This window comes from Mesorhizobium sp. 131-2-1 (assembly GCF_016756535.1).
Taxonomy (GTDB): Bacteria; Pseudomonadota; Alphaproteobacteria; order Rhizobiales; family Rhizobiaceae; genus Mesorhizobium.
On sequence record NZ_AP023247.1, the window covers coordinates 1 to 15963 of the forward strand.

17 protein-coding genes are annotated in these 15963 nt (G+C 65.1%); 13 read left to right on the plus strand and 4 right to left on the minus strand.

The annotated features are described in order from the left end of the window. Window positions 1-100 precede the first annotated feature (100 nt). The 8 genes from dnaA to JG743_RS00040 all read left to right on the plus strand — a co-directional run bounded on the left by dnaA (window position 101) and on the right by JG743_RS00040 (window position 7706). Window positions 101-1573 carry a chromosomal replication initiator protein DnaA gene (gene dnaA / locus JG743_RS00005; RefSeq protein WP_244673027.1) on the plus strand — a complete coding sequence of 491 codons (1473 nt, stop codon included), beginning with the start codon at window positions 101-103 and terminating at the stop codon, window positions 1571-1573. A 303-nt stretch (window positions 1574-1876) separates the two neighbouring features. Further along, window positions 1877-2995, plus strand: a complete 1119-nt coding sequence (dnaN, locus tag JG743_RS00010; RefSeq protein ID WP_202296741.1) for a DNA polymerase III subunit beta — start codon at window positions 1877-1879, stop codon at window positions 2993-2995. Between the two features lie 26 nt (window positions 2996-3021). Further along, window positions 3022-4185, plus strand: coding sequence for a DNA replication/repair protein RecF (gene recF / locus JG743_RS00015; protein WP_202296743.1), 1164 nt, complete (start codon window positions 3022-3024; stop codon window positions 4183-4185). A gap of 31 nt (window positions 4186-4216) precedes the next feature. Further along, the gene (locus JG743_RS00020) at window positions 4217-4969 is read left to right on the plus strand and encodes a molybdopterin-synthase adenylyltransferase MoeB (RefSeq protein ID WP_202296745.1); all 753 of its coding nucleotides are present in this window, start codon (window positions 4217-4219) and stop codon (window positions 4967-4969) included. A 4-nt stretch (window positions 4970-4973) separates the two neighbouring features. Further along, the gene (locus tag JG743_RS00025; RefSeq protein WP_202296747.1) at window positions 4974-5462 is read left to right on the plus strand and encodes a GNAT family N-acetyltransferase; all 489 of its coding nucleotides are present in this window, start codon (window positions 4974-4976) and stop codon (window positions 5460-5462) included. Further along, entirely contained in the window at window positions 5459-6712 is a 1254-nt protein-coding gene (locus tag JG743_RS00030) for an aconitase X (RefSeq protein WP_202296749.1), read from the plus strand. Before JG743_RS00025 ends, JG743_RS00030 begins: the two co-directional genes overlap by 4 nt. Further along, window positions 6709-7131 (plus strand): aconitase X swivel domain-containing protein, encoded by a 423-nt coding sequence (locus JG743_RS00035; protein WP_202296751.1) that lies wholly within the window; start codon window positions 6709-6711, stop codon window positions 7129-7131. The genes JG743_RS00030 and JG743_RS00035 overlap by 4 nt, the downstream gene beginning before the upstream one ends. Continuing rightward, window positions 7128-7706 (plus strand): GNAT family N-acetyltransferase, encoded by a 579-nt coding sequence (locus JG743_RS00040; protein ID WP_202296753.1) that lies wholly within the window; start codon window positions 7128-7130, stop codon window positions 7704-7706. Before JG743_RS00035 ends, JG743_RS00040 begins: the two co-directional genes overlap by 4 nt. Window position 7707: 1 nt before the next feature. Here the strand turns inward: JG743_RS00040 and JG743_RS00045 are convergent, their stop codons facing one another. Further along, window positions 7708-8709 (minus strand): 2-hydroxyacid dehydrogenase, encoded by a 1002-nt coding sequence (locus JG743_RS00045; RefSeq protein ID WP_202296755.1) that lies wholly within the window; start codon window positions 8707-8709, stop codon window positions 7708-7710. A gap of 158 nt (window positions 8710-8867) precedes the next feature. Between JG743_RS00045 and JG743_RS00050 the strand changes: the two genes are divergently transcribed. Then, the gene (locus tag JG743_RS00050) at window positions 8868-9428 is read left to right on the plus strand and encodes an SH3 domain-containing protein (RefSeq protein WP_202296757.1); all 561 of its coding nucleotides are present in this window, start codon (window positions 8868-8870) and stop codon (window positions 9426-9428) included. Here the strand turns inward: JG743_RS00050 and JG743_RS00055 are convergent. Together JG743_RS00055 and irrA are read right to left on the minus strand one after the other, a co-directional pair. Beyond that, window positions 9425-9814: a DUF4260 domain-containing protein gene (locus tag JG743_RS00055; protein WP_202296759.1), complete on the minus strand. Its 390-nt coding sequence runs from the start codon at window positions 9812-9814 to the stop codon at window positions 9425-9427. The two genes, JG743_RS00050 and JG743_RS00055, sit on opposite strands and share 4 nt — an antisense overlap. A gap of 10 nt (window positions 9815-9824) precedes the next feature. Further along, window positions 9825-10256: an iron response transcriptional regulator IrrA gene (irrA, locus tag JG743_RS00060; protein ID WP_126056655.1), complete on the minus strand. Its 432-nt coding sequence runs from the start codon at window positions 10254-10256 to the stop codon at window positions 9825-9827. A gap of 265 nt (window positions 10257-10521) precedes the next feature. Here irrA and fabA point away from each other — a divergent pair, with 265 nt between their 5' ends. The 4 genes from fabA (at window position 10522) to JG743_RS00080 (ending at window position 14854) form a co-directional block, all read left to right on the plus strand. Further along, the gene (fabA, locus tag JG743_RS00065; protein ID WP_202296762.1) at window positions 10522-11040 is read left to right on the plus strand and encodes a 3-hydroxyacyl-[acyl-carrier-protein] dehydratase FabA; all 519 of its coding nucleotides are present in this window, start codon (window positions 10522-10524) and stop codon (window positions 11038-11040) included. Window positions 11041-11163: 123 nt separating this feature from the next. After that, window positions 11164-12384, plus strand: a complete 1221-nt coding sequence (gene fabB, locus JG743_RS00070; RefSeq protein ID WP_202296764.1) for a beta-ketoacyl-ACP synthase I — start codon at window positions 11164-11166, stop codon at window positions 12382-12384. A 12-nt stretch (window positions 12385-12396) separates the two neighbouring features. Further along, the gene (fabI, locus tag JG743_RS00075; RefSeq protein WP_202296766.1) at window positions 12397-13209 is read left to right on the plus strand and encodes an enoyl-ACP reductase FabI; all 813 of its coding nucleotides are present in this window, start codon (window positions 12397-12399) and stop codon (window positions 13207-13209) included. A 100-nt stretch (window positions 13210-13309) separates the two neighbouring features. Continuing rightward, entirely contained in the window at window positions 13310-14854 is a 1545-nt protein-coding gene (locus JG743_RS00080) for a putative bifunctional diguanylate cyclase/phosphodiesterase (RefSeq protein WP_202296767.1), read from the plus strand. 86 nt (window positions 14855-14940) lie between these two features. Here JG743_RS00080 and JG743_RS00085 read toward each other — a convergent pair whose 3' ends face one another. Then, window positions 14941-15954, minus strand: a complete 1014-nt coding sequence (locus JG743_RS00085) for a class I SAM-dependent methyltransferase (RefSeq protein WP_202296769.1) — start codon at window positions 15952-15954, stop codon at window positions 14941-14943. Window positions 15955-15963: the final 9 nt, after the last annotated feature.

Consider the following 15963-nt stretch of genomic DNA (forward strand, 5'->3'; position numbering starts at 1 on the left):
AGGGTACAAAAGGACAAGGAACTCGATCATGCAGAGCGGCATCGAAAGGGAGCTAACGAGTGAACTCCCATTCCCAACAACATTCGTCGGAGGGGACAGCATGGCGGCTTCCAGCGACGCGGAACAGAAGTTCGAGCGCGTCAAGACCCAGCTGAAGGCACGCCTGGGAGCCGAGGTCTATTCAAGCTGGTTCGGCCGGATGAAGGTCGCGGAGGCGTCCCGGGGGATTGTCCGCATCTCCGTACCCACGGCCTTCCTGCGTTCGTGGATCAACGGCCATTATCTCGACCTGATCGCGGAACTGTGGAAGCACGAGGATCCCGAGGTCCTCAAGATCGAGATCGTCGTGCGCACCGCCACGCGCCAGACGCGCAACGGCGTCGAGCCAGAGGTGGCGCCGGCGCGTAAGATGACCCGACAGACGCAGACGGCGCTCGCCGCGGGCACCGCCGCGACAGGCAGGGTGGAACGGGCGCCGGCGCCGCGCCCGGGCGTGCCCGCCGAAACCGAGTTCCGGCACAATGTGCTGGGGTCGCCGCTCGATCCGCGCTACACCTTCAATTCCTTCATCGAAGGCCCGTCGAACCGGGTGGCCTTCGCCGCCGCCAAGGCGGTGGCGGAATCGCAGTCGAGCGCGGTGCGCTTCAACCCGCTTTTCCTCCATGCAACGGTCGGTCTCGGCAAGACGCATCTTCTGCAGGCGATCGCGGCGGAATCGCTGATGCACAACCCGAAATCGCGCGTCGTCTACCTGACGGCCGAGTATTTCATGTGGCGCTTCGCCACCGCCATCCGCGACAACAATGCGCTGACGCTGAAGGAGCAGCTGCGCGATATCGATCTCCTGATCATCGACGACATGCAGTTCCTGCAGGGCAAGTCGATCCAGCATGAGTTCTGCCACCTGATCAACATGCTGCTCGACAGCGCCAAGCAGGTGGTGGTCGCAGCCGACCGGCCGCCGTCGGAGCTGGAGTCGCTGGAGCCGCGCGTGCGCTCCCGCCTCAATGGCGGCGTGGCGCTGGAAATGTCGGCGCCGGACTTCGCCATGCGCATCGGCATGCTGAAGCTGCGCCTCGCCACGGCCAAGGTCGACGACGCCTCGCTCGACATTTCGGAAGAGATCCTCAACCATGTCGCCCGCACGGTGACCGGCAGCGGACGCGAGCTGGAAGGCGCCTTCAACCAGCTCCTGTTCAGGCAGTCCTTCGAGCCGCAGATCAGCATCGATCGTATCGACGAGATCCTCGGCCACATCTATCGCTCGGGCGAGCCGAAGCGAGTGCGCATCGAGGACATCCAGCGCATCGTCGCCCGCCACTACAACGTGTCGAAGACCGAGCTTCTGTCCAACCGGCGCACGCGCACCATCGTCAAGCCGCGGCAGGTCGCCATGTACCTGTCGAAGGTGATGACGCCACGCTCGCTGCCCGAGATCGGACGGCGGTTCGGCGGCCGCGACCATACGACCGTGCTGCATGCGGTGCGCAAGATCGAGGACCTTTCGGGCGCCGACAACACGCTGGCGCAGGAACTGGAACTCTTGCGAAGACTGATCAACGACCAGGCTTGAGCGGCAGGGAAAGGGCTGAAGCGCGTCGCGCCTGAAACGGGCTCTGCGACGCGCTTCAGCTTGTTGTTTCTGATGCGTGTCGTTGCCCAAAAACCGCTGCGTAGTTTTGGGCGACATGCGTTAACCGGGACTTCGCGGGCTTTATCCCCAGAAAGCCCGCGCAACCGGTCCGAACCGGTGGCGCGGGCTTGCGTTTGCAGGCTTTTTCCTGTCAGTTTAAGCAGATTCTGAGCCTGTTCAGAGCTTTCGCGGGGCGCCGCTCGCCGGAGACCCGCTCATTCATTCAAGCGAGCCTGTTTCGTCATGCGTGTTATCCTGGAACGGTCAAATCTCCTGAAGTCGCTCAACCATGTCCACCGCGTGGTCGAGCGGCGCAACACCATACCGATCCTGTCTAACGTGCTGCTCAGCGCCGAGGGCGCCAGCCTCGAGATGAAGGCGACCGACCTCGACCTGGAAGTGACCGAAGCCACGCCCGCCAAGGTCGAGCGCGGCGGAGCCACCACCGTCCCGGCGCACCTGCTCTACGACATCGTGCGCAAGCTTGCCGATGGGGCGGAGGTGATGCTGAAGACCGACGAGGACGGTAATGCGATGACCGTCACCTCGGGCCGGTCCAGCTTCCGTCTGCAGTGCCTGCCGCAGTCCGATTTCCCGGAACTCTCGGCCGGCTCCTTCTCGCACATCTTCCGGCTCGATTCGGTCGACCTGAAAGGCCTCATCGAGAAGACGCAGTTCGCCATCTCCACCGAGGAGACGCGCTACTATCTCAACGGCATTTACCTGCACACACATGAAGCCGGCGGCAAGCTGAAGCTGCGTTCCGTGGCGACCGACGGCCACCGCCTGGCGCGCGCCGAGATCGACGCGCCTGCGGGTTCGGAAGGCATGCCGGGCATCATCATCCCGCGCAAGACGGTCAGCGAATTGCAGAAGCTGGTCGACGACCCGGATGTGGCCGTCACCACCGAGCTTTCCGACACCAAGATCCGCTTCACCATCGGCAGCGTCGTTTTGACCTCGAAGCTGATCGACGGCACCTTTCCGGACTATCAGCGCGTCATTCCGACCGGCAACGACAAGAAGCTGATCATCGACCGCCAGAGCTTTGCCGCGGCGGTCGACCGTGTCTCGACAATTTCCTCGGAGCGCGGCCGGGCGGTGAAGCTGTCCATCGCGGAGGGCCAAGTGACGCTCGCTGTCAACAATCCGGATTCGGGCAGCGCCACCGAGGAACTGGCGGCCGACTATTCGTCCGACCCGATCGAGATCGGTTTCAACGCCAAGTATCTGCTCGACGTCGCCGCGCAGCTCACCGGAACGGAAGCGAAATTCATGCTGGCCGATGCCGGCTCGCCGACGCTGATCCACGACATGGCCGACGAGACCGCGCTCTACGTGCTGATGCCGATGCGGGTCTAGACCGCCAACGAGGCGATTTTGCTGCCGTGACCGCAGGTGCAACAAAGCTCCAGCAGCAAACTCACATAAGTAAGCTCACGCTTACCAATTTCCGCAACTACGCGGCACTTTCCGTCGACCTCTCGCCCGGAGCAGTCGTGCTGTCCGGCGACAATGGCGCCGGCAAGACCAATCTGCTGGAGGCGATTTCGTTGCTGACGCCCGGGCGCGGGCTGCGCCGCGCGCCCTATGCCGACCTGGCGCGCGAAGGCGGCGATGGCGGTTTTGCGCTGCATGCCCGCATCGAGGGACCGGAAGGCCAGGTCGAGATCGGCACCGGCATTGCAGGTGGCGACAGCGGCGAAAGCGGCAGGCGCGTGCGGATCAACGGCGCCGCCGCGCGATCGGCCGAGGACATGCTGGAATGGCTGCGGGTCGTCTGGCTGACGCCGGCGATGGACGGCCTGTTCCCCGGGCCGGCCGCCGACCGGCGGCGCTTTCTCGACCGGCTGGTTCTGGCGATCGACCCCGGCCATGGCCAACGCGCGCTCGACTATGAGAAGGCGATGCGAGGCCGTAACCGACTGCTTACGGAAGGATCGCGCGACGGCGGCTGGTTCGACGCCATCGAAACGCAGATGGCGGAGACCGGCGTGGCGATCGCCGCCGCCCGCGCCGAGCTTGTGCGCCTGCTTGCCGCCATGATCGAGCGGCTGCCTTCCAGCGGGCCGTTTCCGCAAGCCGACATCAGCCTCGACGGCGACCTGGAAAACGCGCTCGGCGCTGCGCCGGCGGTCGATGTCGAGGAGCGCTTCCGCCGCGCGCTGGCGAATGGCCGCGACCGCGACCGCGCCGCCGGGCGCACGCTGGACGGCCCGCATCGTTCCGATCTCATGGTGCGGCACAGGCCCAAGGCGATGCCGGCCGAGCTCTGCTCGACCGGCGAGCAGAAGGCGCTGCTGGTCGGCATCGTGGTGTCGCATGCGCGGCTCACCGGCGAGATGTCGGGGATGACGCCGGTCCTGCTGCTCGACGAGATCGCCGCGCATCTGGACAGCGGCCGGCGCGCCGCCCTGTTCTCGATCCTGGAAGAATTGAACTGCCAGGCGTTCATGACCGGAACCGATGCGGCGCTGTTTTCCAGCCTGGAGGGGCGCGCTCAGTTCCTGACCGTCGATCACGGCACCGTTGGGCCAACCAAAGTGTCCTGACAAGCATTTTTGCCCACTATATGGTCCGCTGATGACGACCGCCCTTTCAGACGAAGAGTTGGAGCGCTACGCGCGCCACATCGTGCTGCCGGAAATCGGCGGCGCCGGCCAGCAGAAGCTCAAGCGCGCGCGGGTGCTGGTGATCGGCGCCGGCGGGCTCGGCGCGCCGGTGCTGGAATATCTCGCCGCCGCCGGTGTCGGCACGCTCGGTATTGTCGACGACGACACCGTCTCGCTGTCCAACCTGCAAAGGCAGGTGATCCATGGCACCGACGCCATCGGCGCAGCAAAGACCGACAGTGCCAAAGCAGCAATCGCGCGCATCAATCCCAATGTCGCGGTCGAAATGCACCGTCTCAGGTTGACGGAGAAGAACGCCCCCGCCCTCATTGCCGGCTACGACATCGTGGTCGATGGCTCCGACAATTTCGAGACGCGCTACGCGGTGGCCGATGCCTGTGCGGCGGAAAGCAAGCCGCTGGTGCATGCCGCCGTCGGTCGCTTCGACGGCACGCTGACCGTGCTGAAGCCGTTCGAGACCGGCGCCGACGGCAGGCCCAACCCGGGCTACCGAGACCTCTTTCCCGAAGCGCCGCCACCGGGCCTGGTGCCGTCCTGCGCAGTTGCCGGCGTGATCGGCGCGCTGACCGGTGTCATCGGCACGCTGCAAGCGATGGAGGCGATCAAGCTGATCACTGGCATCGGCGAGCCGCTGGTTGGCCGGCTTTTGCTCTACGACGCGCTCGGCGCGCGCTTCGACACGATCCGCTACAAGAAGGCCTGATCGCATGGACCAGCCAACCGGCGTCCTCGTCGCGCACATTCCACCCGGTTTCGGGCAGTGGGACGAGCTGCTTTCGCTGATCATGCGCGCCTTTGCCTATATGGATGGAGTCATCGATCCGCCTTCCTCGGCGCATCTGCTGACCGCCGAAAAGCTCGAGGAAAAGGCCCGGCATGAAACGGGCTTCCTGGCGCTGCAGGGTGGCCGGATCATCGGCTGCGTTTTCACGCAGGAGCGGCCCGATATTCTCTATGTCGGCAAGCTCGCCGTCGCGCCGGACTTGCGGGGGCAAGGCATCGGCAGGCTGCTGATGCGGGCCGCCGAGGACCTTGCCGTGAGCCACGGCAAGCGCGCCATCGAACTGCAGACGCGCATCGAGCTTTCCGCAAATCACACCGCCTTCGCCCGGCTCGGCTTTGACGAGACCGAACGCACCGCACATGAAGGCTACGACCGGCCGACCTCGATCACCATGCGCAAGGTGCTGCCATGAGCCTCGCGCTCAGCGCCGAAGAACAGGCGATCGCCGCCGGTCGGGACGGCGCGGGAATGGCGATGCGCATCGTTGCCGAAAGCGCCCGCCTGCTCGGCGCGCCGCGACTCATCCCGATCGCCTCGACGCACATAGACGGGGCGCTTTATCACGGCGATTCCGGCACGCTGTTCGCCGAACGGCTCGTCGAGGGCGGCGCGCGGGTCGTGGTGCGCTCGACGCTCAACGTCGGCGCGCTCGACCTGATGGGCTGCTCGCGCATCCGTCTGGAGGAACCACAGCGCGGCATGGCGCTGCGGATGATGGAGGCCTATCGCAAGCTCGGCTGCGAGCAGAGCTGGACCTGCGCGCCCTATCAGGCCGGGCACCGGCCGGCACAGGGCAGCGACGTCGCCTGGGGCGAGTCCAACGCCGTGGTGTTCTGCAATTCGGTGCTCGGCGCGCGCACCAACCGCTATGGCGATTTCCTCGACATCGCCTGCGCCATCACCGGCCGCGCGCCGGACTACGGACTGCACCGCCCGGAGAACCGGCGGGCGCGGCTGGTGTTCGATGTTTCGGGCCTGTCCCCTTCCTTCCTCGCCTCCGAGATCGCCTGGCCGGTGCTTGGCAGCCTCTATGGCCGCGAGGTGGGTAACACCGTCGGCGTCGTCACCGGCGTGGGCAATCATCCAGGCGAGGACGCGCTGAAGGCATTCGGTGCCGCCGCCGCTTCGTCCGGGGCGGTCGGCCTGTTCCACATTGCCGGCGTGACACCGGAGGCGCCCGACGCCGGGACAATTCTCGCCGGCGCCGCGCCGGAAATGGTGATCCGCGTCACGCCCGAAATGGCCGCGAAGGCCCGTGCGGGCCTGTCGACGGCGGTGGCGCCGAAAACCATCGACGCGGTGGCAATCGGCAGCCCGCATCTGTCGCTGGCCGAGTTCGATTTGCTGGAGCGGCTGATCGCCGGGCGGCGGCTCGGCGTGCCGATCTATGCCTGCACCGGCCGCCATGCGCTGTCCGGCCTCGAACAGGGCGGCCGGCGCAAGGCGCTCGAGGCGAGCGGGGTGGTGATCGTTGCCGACACCTGCGTGGTGGTGACGCCGATCATGCCGGAGCTCAGCAACGGCGTGCTGATGACGAACTCGGGCAAGTTCGCGCATTACGCGCCGGGCAACACCGGCTATTCCGTGCTCTACGCCTCCCTGGCCGACTGCGTCGAAAGCGCCGTTCTTGGTAAGCCACGATTTACGGATATTGCCGCATGAGCGCCGCTCCGGAAATACTGGTGCCGGGGCGAGCCGGGCAAGGCGAGGCGCTGGTGCTGACGGCGCCGATCAGCTTCTGGGGCGGCGTCGACCCGAAGACCGGCCGCATCGCCGATGTCCGCCATCCGCAGCATGGCGAGACCATTTCCGGACGGGTGCTGTTCCTGCCGGGCACGATCGGTTCGTCCTCGGCCTCGGCCGTGCTGATGGAGCTTGTCCACAATGGCCGGGCGCCTGCCGCGCTGGTGCTGCACGAGCCGGACGCCATCCTCCTGCTCGGGCTCATCGTCGCCAGGGAGATGGGCTGGGAGACGCCGATGGCGATCCAGCTCGGGCGCGGTCAATTCGACCATTTTCGCGGCCGAGTGATCACCATTGCGGCGGATGGATCGATAAGGCTGCGTGCCGAAACGTCATGACCATCCGCATTCGTCCCGCGTCAACGAATGATGCCCTTCACGTCGCCGCGATCGTGGACATCGCTGGACACGGCATCGAGCTCGAAAGCTGGATCAGGGACAGCGGCGACAATCACGCGGCCCTGGAGGCGGCGCGCAGGGCGGCATCCGCGGATGCCAATTCGCCCTATCATTTCTCCAAAGCTCACCTCATTGAGGTCGACGGTGCCGTTGCCGGCGGACTGGTTGGAGAGGTGCTCACAGGGAATGACGACTATGCGGCGGAAATTTCACCCGCGCTCATGCCGCTCGTCACGCTGGAAACGCGGTTGGTCGGCTATTGGTTGATCCTTGCGATCGCCGTCTATCCCGAATACCGCGGCCGGGGACTTGCAAGGCGGTTGCTTGCAGAAGCCGCTGAACTCGCTGTCGCGGCCGGAGCAAAAGGCCTCTGCCTCACCGTCGAAGACAACAATCTTGCGGCGATCTCCGTGTACGACAGGCTTGGCTTCGTCACCGCCGACAGGCTTCCCTGGGTTGCGTACGGCGGCAGGAGCGGCCCACGCGAATGGGTTATGATGAGGCGCGACTTCTAGCTCATGTCCTGAGTGGCAGCACGCGGTCCGGCGGACGGTGGCCGTCGAAGAAGGCGCGGATGTTGATGATCACCTTCTCGCCCATGTCGATGCGACCTTCGAGCGTCGCCGAACCCATATGCGGCAGCAGCACGACCTTGCCCTTTGCGGCGAGCTTCAGCAGCTTGCTGTTCAGCGCCGGCTCGTGCTCGTAGACGTCGAGCCCGGCGCCGGCGATCTTGCCGTCGTGGATCAGCTTGATCAGCGATTCCTCGTCGATGATGTCGCCGCGCGCGGTGTTGACGATGTAGGCAGAGGGCTGCATCAGCGCCAGGCGTCGCGCCGACAACAGATGGAAGGTCGCCGGCGTCGACGGGCAGTTGACCGAGATGATGTCCATGCGGGCCAGCATCTGGTCGAGGCTTTCCCAGTAGGTCGCTTCCAACTCTTCCTCGACCGCCGGCAGCACGCGGTGGCGGTTGTGGTAGTGGATCGACAGGCCGAAGGCCTTGGCGCGCCGGGCGACGGCGGTGCCGATGCGGCCCATGCCGACGATGCCGAGTCGTTTTCCCCAGATGCGGCGGCCAAGCATCCAGGTCGGCGACCAGCCGGCCCATTTCTTGTCGCCGGTGAGCACGTTGGCGCCTTCCGCCAGCCGCCGCGGCACCGCCAGCATCAGCGCCATGGTCATGTCGGCGGTATCCTCGGTCAGCACGTTCGGCGTGTTGGTGACGGTGATGCCCTTCTTCGCCGCCGCCGCCACGTCGATCTTGTCGACGCCATTGCCGAAATTGGCGATCAGCTTGAGATTATCGCCGGCCTGGGCGATCAGCGCGGCGTCGATGTTGTCGGTGATCGTCGGCACCAGCACATCGGCTTCCTTGACGGCGTCGACAAGCTCCGGCTGCGTCATCGGCCGATCTTCGACATTCAGCCGCGCGTCGAACAGCTCGCGCATGCGGGTTTCGACGGGATCGGGCAGCTTGCGCGTGATGACGACGAGGGGCCTTTTCTTGCCTGCCATTGTTTCCTCGAACCCGATCTCGTTGAGACCTCTTTAACCAAGACAGGCGAAACTTGAAGCCGGTCGCGGTGCCAAGCCACTCCTGTAACAAGCGGTGCCGCCGAAGACAAAGAAAAAGGGGCGCCGGTGCCGACGGGCAGGCGCCGAAAGGAATGAAAGTGTCTGGTTTCGCGTCGCTTCGCCTGGCCGTCAGCGCGGCCGTTCTCGGCGCTCTCCTTTGTTCTCCGCAGCAGGTGGCGGCACAGGGCGCGGCCGCCCCGGCGCAGACGGTCACGCTGGGTCCCAGCGGCCTTCCCTTGCCGCGTTTCGTCAGCCTGAAATCGGGCCGCGTCAATTCGCGCGTCGGCCCCGGCGCCAACTATTCCGTCGACTGGATGTACTTGAAGGCAGGCCTGCCTATGGAAATCATCCAGGAGTTCGACACCTGGCGCCGCGTGCGGGATGCCGACGGCTCGGAGGGTTGGATCAACCAGTCGCTGCTTTCGGGCCGACGTACCGCGATCGTCGCGCCCTGGCAGCGCAGCAAGGGGGGCCGAATCAACCTGCTTGACGATCCCGACAAGGACGCAGGCGTCGTCGCCATCCTCGAGCCGGGCGTCATGGGCTCGATCAAGAAGTGCGACGGTCAATGGTGCGAAATGACCTTCGAAGGCCACACCGGCTGGCTGCAGCAGTCGGTCGTCTGGGGCGCCTATCCGGGCGAGCGGGTCAAGAACTAGTCCGTCCCGGCAGGTCCAGGGACCTCGCGGCGGCCGATGCGGCCAAGATGGGTGTCCTGGAAACCGCTGGGCAGCTTGAGGCCGTAGCCGAGCGCGCGGTCGATGGCGATGTGGGCAATCCAGATCAGCGCGATCGCCATCGCCATGGAACTGCCGAGGACGTATCCGGCCAGCGCCAGGAAAAGCGGGACGATCAGCATGTGCAGGGCGTTGTAGGCGATGGCGCCGACGCGCGGTCCGGCGAGGTAGCCCAGCATCGACAGATCCGGCGCCAGGATGAGCAGCGCGAACAGCCACCATGACGTGCCCGTCATCGCATAGAGGACGATGGCCGCCGCCGCAGCGACACACCATTCGAGCCTTACTGCGAGATCGACAGGCCGCATCGGAAGCGGATCAGTCGCGCCGCTTCGGGCGCAGCCTCACCACGATATCGACATTGGCGATTTCCATGCCCTGCGGAGGCTCCGGCAGGTTGGAGACAGTCACCGGGCCGCTGGCGATATCGAAGATCCTGTTTTCGCCTTCGATATAGAAATGGTGGTGGTCGGAAGTATTGGTGTCGAAATAGGTCTTCGACCCCTCGACGGCGAGGATGCGCAGCAGGCCCGCCTGGGTGAACTGGTGAAGGGCGTTGTAGACGGTGGCCAGCGACACCGGCACGCCGGCGGCGATCGCCTCCTCATGCAGTTCCTCGGCCGACAGATGGCGATCGCCCTTGGCAAACAGCAGATCGGCCAGCGCAACGCGCTGGCGTGTCGGCCTCAGGCCGGCCTCGCGAACCCGCTTGTCCACAGCGACATTATCCTTCCGGCAGCCCTGATCCATCTATCCCGTCGAAGCTCACGCTTTCGGCCCAAAAACACGCCCAGAGTGGCGAAAAAACGTCATCGGCCGAAACTGGACACGTTCCGACATATATTCTGTCGGCCGAATGCGATCAATAGAGCAAGACGCTTGTGCACCCGCGCGCATTGACCCGGGCAGATGGGCAGGTTAAGCGCAAACGCCGGTTTCCGGCCTTGGAAAGATTGTGTTAGGAAGCCAACGACAAGGGCGCCCACCGCCCGGGACGATCACGGGGACGAAATTGATGGCGGGTTCGAAGTCCAGCTACGATTATGAAGAACTGCTTGCCTGCGCCCGCGGCGAGTTGTTCGGACCGGGCAACGCGCAGCTGCCCTATCCGCCGATGCTGATGTTCGACCGCATCACCGAGATCAGCGAGACCGGCGGCGCATTCGACAAGGGCTTCATCCGCGCCGAATTCGACATCAAGCCGGACCTGTGGTTCTTCGCCTGCCATTTCATCGGCAATCCGATCATGCCGGGCTGCCTCGGCCTCGACGCCATGTGGCAGCTGACCGGCTTCTATCTCGGCTGGCTCGGCGAGCCGGGCAAGGGCATGGCGCTGTCGACCGGCGAGGTGAAGTTCAAGGGCATGGTGACCCCGTCGGTCAAGAAGGTGGAATACGGCATCGACTTCAAGCGCGTGATGCGCGGGCGCCTGGTGCTCGGCATCGCCGATGGCTGGCTGAAGGCGGACGGCGAACCCATATACGCGGCGACGGATCTGAAAGTGGGTCTGTCCAAGCAACCGGCGGCGGCTTGACCGGCGCCATTGTCGTGCCGCGCGCCCTTGAGATGCGGGATAGCGTAGCATTTTGATTTTGCGTATGAGCCCCAGCGAAAACCGACTACGGTTTTCGGGGCCATGGGCCGGAAGGAGTTGCGAATGAGACGGGTCGTAGTGACGGGCCTCGGCATCGTGTCGTCGATCGGCAACAATGCCAATGAGGTGCAGGCCTCGCTGCATGATGCCAAATCGGGCATCAGCTTTTCCAATTCCTTCGCCGAACACGGTTTCCGCTGCCAGGTCTGGGGCGCGCCGACGCTCGATCCGTCGGCAATGATCGACCGGCGCGCCATGCGTTTCCTGTCGCAGGGCGCGGCCTGGAACCATGTCGCCATGGACCAGGCGATTGCCGACGCCGGGCTTGGCGAGAGCGACATCACCAACGAGCGCACCGGCATCGTCATGGGCTCGGGCGGCCCCTCCACCCGCACCATCGTCGAAGCGGCCGAGACCACGCTCAAGAACGGCAGCCCCAAGCGCATCGGCCCGTTCGCTGTGCCGAAGGCGATGTCGTCGACGGCCTCGGCCACTTTGGCCACCTGGTTCAAGATTCACGGCGTCAACTATTCGATCTCGTCGGCGTGCTCGACCTCCGCGCACTGTATCGGCAATGCCTATGAGCTCATCCAGTGGGGTAAGCAGGACGTGATGTTCGCCGGCGGCCACGAGGATCTCGACTGGACGATGTCGGACCTGTTCGACGCGATGGGCGCCATGTCGTCGAAGTACAACGACAAGGCATCCACCGCTTCCCGCGCATATGACGTCAACCGCGACGGCTTCGTCATCGCTGGCGGCGCCGGCGTGCTGATCCTGGAGGAGTTGGAGCACGCCAAGGCGCGCGGCGCCAAGATCTATGCCGAAATCGTCGGCTACGGCGCGACCTCGGACGGCTACGACATGGTGGCGCCTTCCGGCGAAGGCGCGGTGCGCTGCATGCGCCAGGCGCTCGCCACGGTGTCCTCGCCGGTCGACTACATCAACACGCACGGCACCTCGACGCCGGTCGGCGATTCCAAGGAAATGGGCGCCATCCGCGAGGTGTTCGGCGACAAGATGCCGTTCATCACCTCGACCAAGTCGCTGACCGGCCATTCGCTGGGCGCCGCCGGCGTGCAGGAATCGATCTACTCGATCCTGATGATGCAGGGCGGTTTCATCGGCGAGAGCGCCCATATCGACGAGCTCGATCCGGAATTCGAAGGCATGCCGATCGTGCGCAAGCGCATCGACAACGCCAGGATCGACACCGTTTTGTCCAATTCCTTCGGTTTCGGTGGCACCAACGCAACGCTGATTTTCCAGCGCTATTCCGCATAAGGATCGCCAGTCATGGACGGACTGATGAAGGGCAAGCGCGGGCTTGTCATGGGTGTCGCCAACGACCATTCGATCGCCTGGGGCATTGCCCGGAAACTGTCCGAGCACGGCGCCGAGCTCGCCTTCACCTATCAGGGCGACGCCTTCGGGCGTCGGGTCAAGCCGCTGGCCGAAAAGCTCGGCGCATCGCTGGTGGTGCCTTGCGACGTCGAAGACAGCGCTTCGGTCAGCGCCACCTTCGAAACGCTCGGCAAGGAATGGGGCGGGCTGGACTTCGTCGTCCATGCCATCGGCTTTTCCGACAAGAACGAGCTCAAGGGCCTCTACGCCGACACCAGCCGCGACAATTTCGTCCGCACCATGGTGATCTCCTGCTATTCCTTCACCGAGGTCGCACGCAACGCCGCGCCGCTGATGACGGATGGCGGCTCGATGATCACGCTGACCTATGCCGGTTCGGTCCGGGTGATGCCGAACTACAATGTCATGGGCGTCGCCAAGGCCGGGCTGGAAGCCAGCGTGCGCTATCTCGCCAACGACTACGGCCCGCGCGGTATCCGGGTGAACGGAATCTCAGCTGGGCCGGTGCGTACGCTCGCCGGCGCCGGAATCTCGGACGCGCGCCACATGTTCTCCTACCAGCAGCGCAACTCGCCGCTGCGCCGCACGGTGACCATCGACGAGGTCGGCGGCTCGGCGCTCTATCTGCTGTCCGATCTCTCCTCCGGCGTGACCGGTGAGATCCACTATGTCGATTCCGGCTATCATATCGTTTCCATGCCGACGCTCGATGAATTGAAGCAGAGCGACGGCGCCCGGGAATAATCCCGCCGGAAATACTCAGCTCCGGTAAAATTGGATCCATTGGCGGAAACTCATTTTAAGGAGATTTCCGCTAGAACGTCCCGCAACTTGGGGACTCTGCATGTCTGCTGCCAGCAACCCGAAGCGAACACCGCTGTTCCGACTGCTGACCATAGGCAGTTCGGGCATGGGCAGCTTTATCCTCGGCATCTGGGGGCTGAAGTTCGGTTTCGGCGACGGTCTTGCCGGCATGTCGGCGGGAACGATGGCCGGCATCATCGCGGCGCTCTGCGCGCTGTCCGCGGCGGGCGCCGCGCTGTCCTTCTTCGCCGGCGTCGATGAATCCGAGCAGTATGTCTTCAACGAAACCAATTTCGACAAGCTGACGGGCCTGCTCGCGCGTCCGGCAATGGTCGGCAAGATCGCCGAGGCGGCTTCGGCGACGATCCGCACCGGCGAACCGGTGTTCCTGGTCGACATCGACATCGATCGCTTCAAGCATATCAACGACGCCCTCGGCTACAGCCATGGCGACGATCTGATCCGCGCCTTCGCCGAGCGGCTCAAGGCCCGCATGCCGGAGGGCACGGTGATCGGGCGCCTCGGCGCCGGCGAGTTCGGGGTGCTGCTGGCTGACCGCGCTCTGAAGGGCCCGGTCGAGGAGGTGATCGAGAAGCTCATCGACGACATGATGGAGCCCTACCAGCTCAATTCGCATCAGCAGTCGGTCAGCCTGTCAGTCGGCATCGCGGCGATGCCCAAGGACGGCGTCGACCCCGTGCTGGTGCTGCGCCGCTCCAACCTGGCGCTGCAGAACGCACGCGCCGGCGGCGTGGGCAACTGGTCGGTCTTCCATACCGACATGGGGCGGGTCGCCGACTATCGCCAATGGATCGAATCCGAGTTGCATACCGCTTTCGAGCGTGGCGATTTCGACCTTCACTACCAGCCACAGCTCGACCTGCCGAGCGGCCGCGTCATCGGCTATGAGGCGCTGATCCGCTGGAAGCATCCCGAGCGTGGCATGATCCCGCCGATGGAGTTCATCCCGATCGCGGAAGAGACCGGCATGATCAACCCGATCGGCGAATGGGTGCTGCGCAGGGCCTGCAGCGACGCCCAGTACCTGCCTGAGGATTGCTTCGTCGCCATCAACATCTCGCCGGTCCAGTTCATGACCAAGGATTTCGTCGGCAACGTGCGCGAGACGATGGCCGCAACCGGCATCAAGCCCTCGCGGCTGGAGCTGGAAGTCACCGAGACGGCGATGATGCAGGACCGCGAGCGCGCGGCCATCATCCTGCAGCAGCTTGCCGAGATGGGCATCTCGGTGGCCGTCGACGATTTCGGCACCGGCTATTCCAATCTGAGCTACCTGATCGATTTCTCGTTCGGCAAGCTCAAGATCGACCGTTCCTTCGTCAGCCGCATCGACACCGATTCCAACTCCGGCGCGGTCGTCTCGACCATCGTCGGACTTTCGCGCGCGCTCGGCGTCGGCATCATTGCCGAAGGCGTCGAGACCGAGAACCAGGCGACGCTGCTCAGGGCCGCCGGCTGCGAGGTGGTGCAAGGCTATCTGTTCGGCCGGCCGGCGCCGCTCAAGATCGAGCTTGGCGAAGCGCGCTTCGAAAAGCGCGAGGCGCGCATCGTGAGCATGCACTAAAGCGCGCCGCGCAAAACGGATTCGTGCGACGAGCTTTATCCCAAAACCGCTGCACATTTTTGGGCGACCTGCATTGACGGTGAAGATTACCGGCGCGCCGAAAGCACCTTGAACATACCGTCGCGGGCGATCTCGGCATGGCTCGAAAAGGCCGCCGCCAGCACCGCCTCGTAAGGCAGCTGGCGGTTCGCCACCATGAACAGCCGCCCGCCCGGCTTCAGCGCCTTGCCCGCCGCCCTGATCATGCCGGCGCCGACCTCGGGTTCGGCCGCCCGGCCGCGGTGGAACGGCGGGTTCATGACGATGGCGTCATAGCGCCGCTGGACCGGCTCGCCGAGCAGATCGGCCCAGAAGAAACGCGGCGCCGCCGACCCGCCGCCCACATTGGCCTTCGCCGCTTCCAGCGCCTCGAAATCCGCCTCGAACAGATCGAGCGCGGTGAGGCCAGGGAAACGCGACGCGACCTCCGCCGCCACGTAGCCCCAGCCGGCGCAGAAGTCGGCAACGGTGCCCTTGATGTCGCCCGGCAGGCTTTGCACCAGCAGTTTCGAGCCGGCGTCGACTCGATCGAAGGAGAACATGCCTGGCGCGGTGCGGAAGCGGTCCTCGACCAGAACGGCCGGATTGGCCGCGCGCAGCGCCGCCGCCGCTCCGGCGTCGTCGGGCCGGCGGAACCAGAAGGCAACGCCGTGATGCTTCGGCAGATGGCCGTCGAGCGGCACAAGCTCATCAATGCGCTTGCGCAGGGACGCGATGCCGTCCTCCTTGCCGCCGGCGACCAGGATCAATCCGCCCGGCGCCACGCGTTCGATCGCCCCGGCGACACGCAGCTCGTTCTGGCCGCGATGGCGCCCGGCGAGCACGAGTGCCATGTCGAAGCCAGCGCCTTGCGCTTGCGGCAGGACATCGAAGCCTGCTGCCTTCAGCGGACGGAAATGCGGCCGGAAGCCCTGCGCCAAATGGAGGGAGGCAGCAAACCCTTCAGGCAAGCGGAAACCGGGCTCTGCGCCAAGAAAAAGCGCACGCTCGCCCTTTCCGGGCAAGGCAAGGGCCTCGGCCTCATAGGGATGGAACAGCGTCTTCAGCGGCTCTGCCGACATTTCCTTGCC

What these genes read in the sequence shown, in the direction of transcription:
- dnaA (WP_244673027.1), top strand. Translation starts at nt 101, where the DNA reads ATGGCGGCTTCCAGCGACGCGGAACAGAAGTTCGAGCGCGTCAAGACC.
- dnaN (WP_202296741.1), top strand. Translation starts at nt 1,877, where the DNA reads ATGCGTGTTATCCTGGAACGGTCAAATCTCCTGAAGTCGCTCAACCAT.
- JG743_RS00020 (WP_202296745.1), top strand. Translation starts at nt 4,217, where the DNA reads ATGACGACCGCCCTTTCAGACGAAGAGTTGGAGCGCTACGCGCGCCAC.
- JG743_RS00025 (WP_202296747.1), top strand. Translation starts at nt 4,974, where the DNA reads ATGGACCAGCCAACCGGCGTCCTCGTCGCGCACATTCCACCCGGTTTC.
- JG743_RS00030 (WP_202296749.1), top strand. Translation starts at nt 5,459, where the DNA reads ATGAGCCTCGCGCTCAGCGCCGAAGAACAGGCGATCGCCGCCGGTCGG.
- JG743_RS00035 (WP_202296751.1), top strand. Translation starts at nt 6,709, where the DNA reads ATGAGCGCCGCTCCGGAAATACTGGTGCCGGGGCGAGCCGGGCAAGGC.
- JG743_RS00040 (WP_202296753.1), top strand. Translation starts at nt 7,128, where the DNA reads ATGACCATCCGCATTCGTCCCGCGTCAACGAATGATGCCCTTCACGTC.
- JG743_RS00045 (WP_202296755.1), bottom strand. Translation starts at nt 8,709, where the DNA reads ATGGCAGGCAAGAAAAGGCCCCTCGTCGTCATCACGCGCAAGCTGCCC.
- JG743_RS00055 (WP_202296759.1), bottom strand. Translation starts at nt 9,814, where the DNA reads ATGCGGCCTGTCGATCTCGCAGTAAGGCTCGAATGGTGTGTCGCTGCG.
- irrA (WP_126056655.1), bottom strand. Translation starts at nt 10,256, where the DNA reads ATGGATCAGGGCTGCCGGAAGGATAATGTCGCTGTGGACAAGCGGGTT.
- fabA (WP_202296762.1), top strand. Translation starts at nt 10,522, where the DNA reads ATGGCGGGTTCGAAGTCCAGCTACGATTATGAAGAACTGCTTGCCTGC.
- fabB (WP_202296764.1), top strand. Translation starts at nt 11,164, where the DNA reads ATGAGACGGGTCGTAGTGACGGGCCTCGGCATCGTGTCGTCGATCGGC.
- fabI (WP_202296766.1), top strand. Translation starts at nt 12,397, where the DNA reads ATGGACGGACTGATGAAGGGCAAGCGCGGGCTTGTCATGGGTGTCGCC.
- JG743_RS00080 (WP_202296767.1), top strand. Translation starts at nt 13,310, where the DNA reads ATGTCTGCTGCCAGCAACCCGAAGCGAACACCGCTGTTCCGACTGCTG.
- JG743_RS00085 (WP_202296769.1), bottom strand. Translation starts at nt 15,954, where the DNA reads ATGTCGGCAGAGCCGCTGAAGACGCTGTTCCATCCCTATGAGGCCGAG.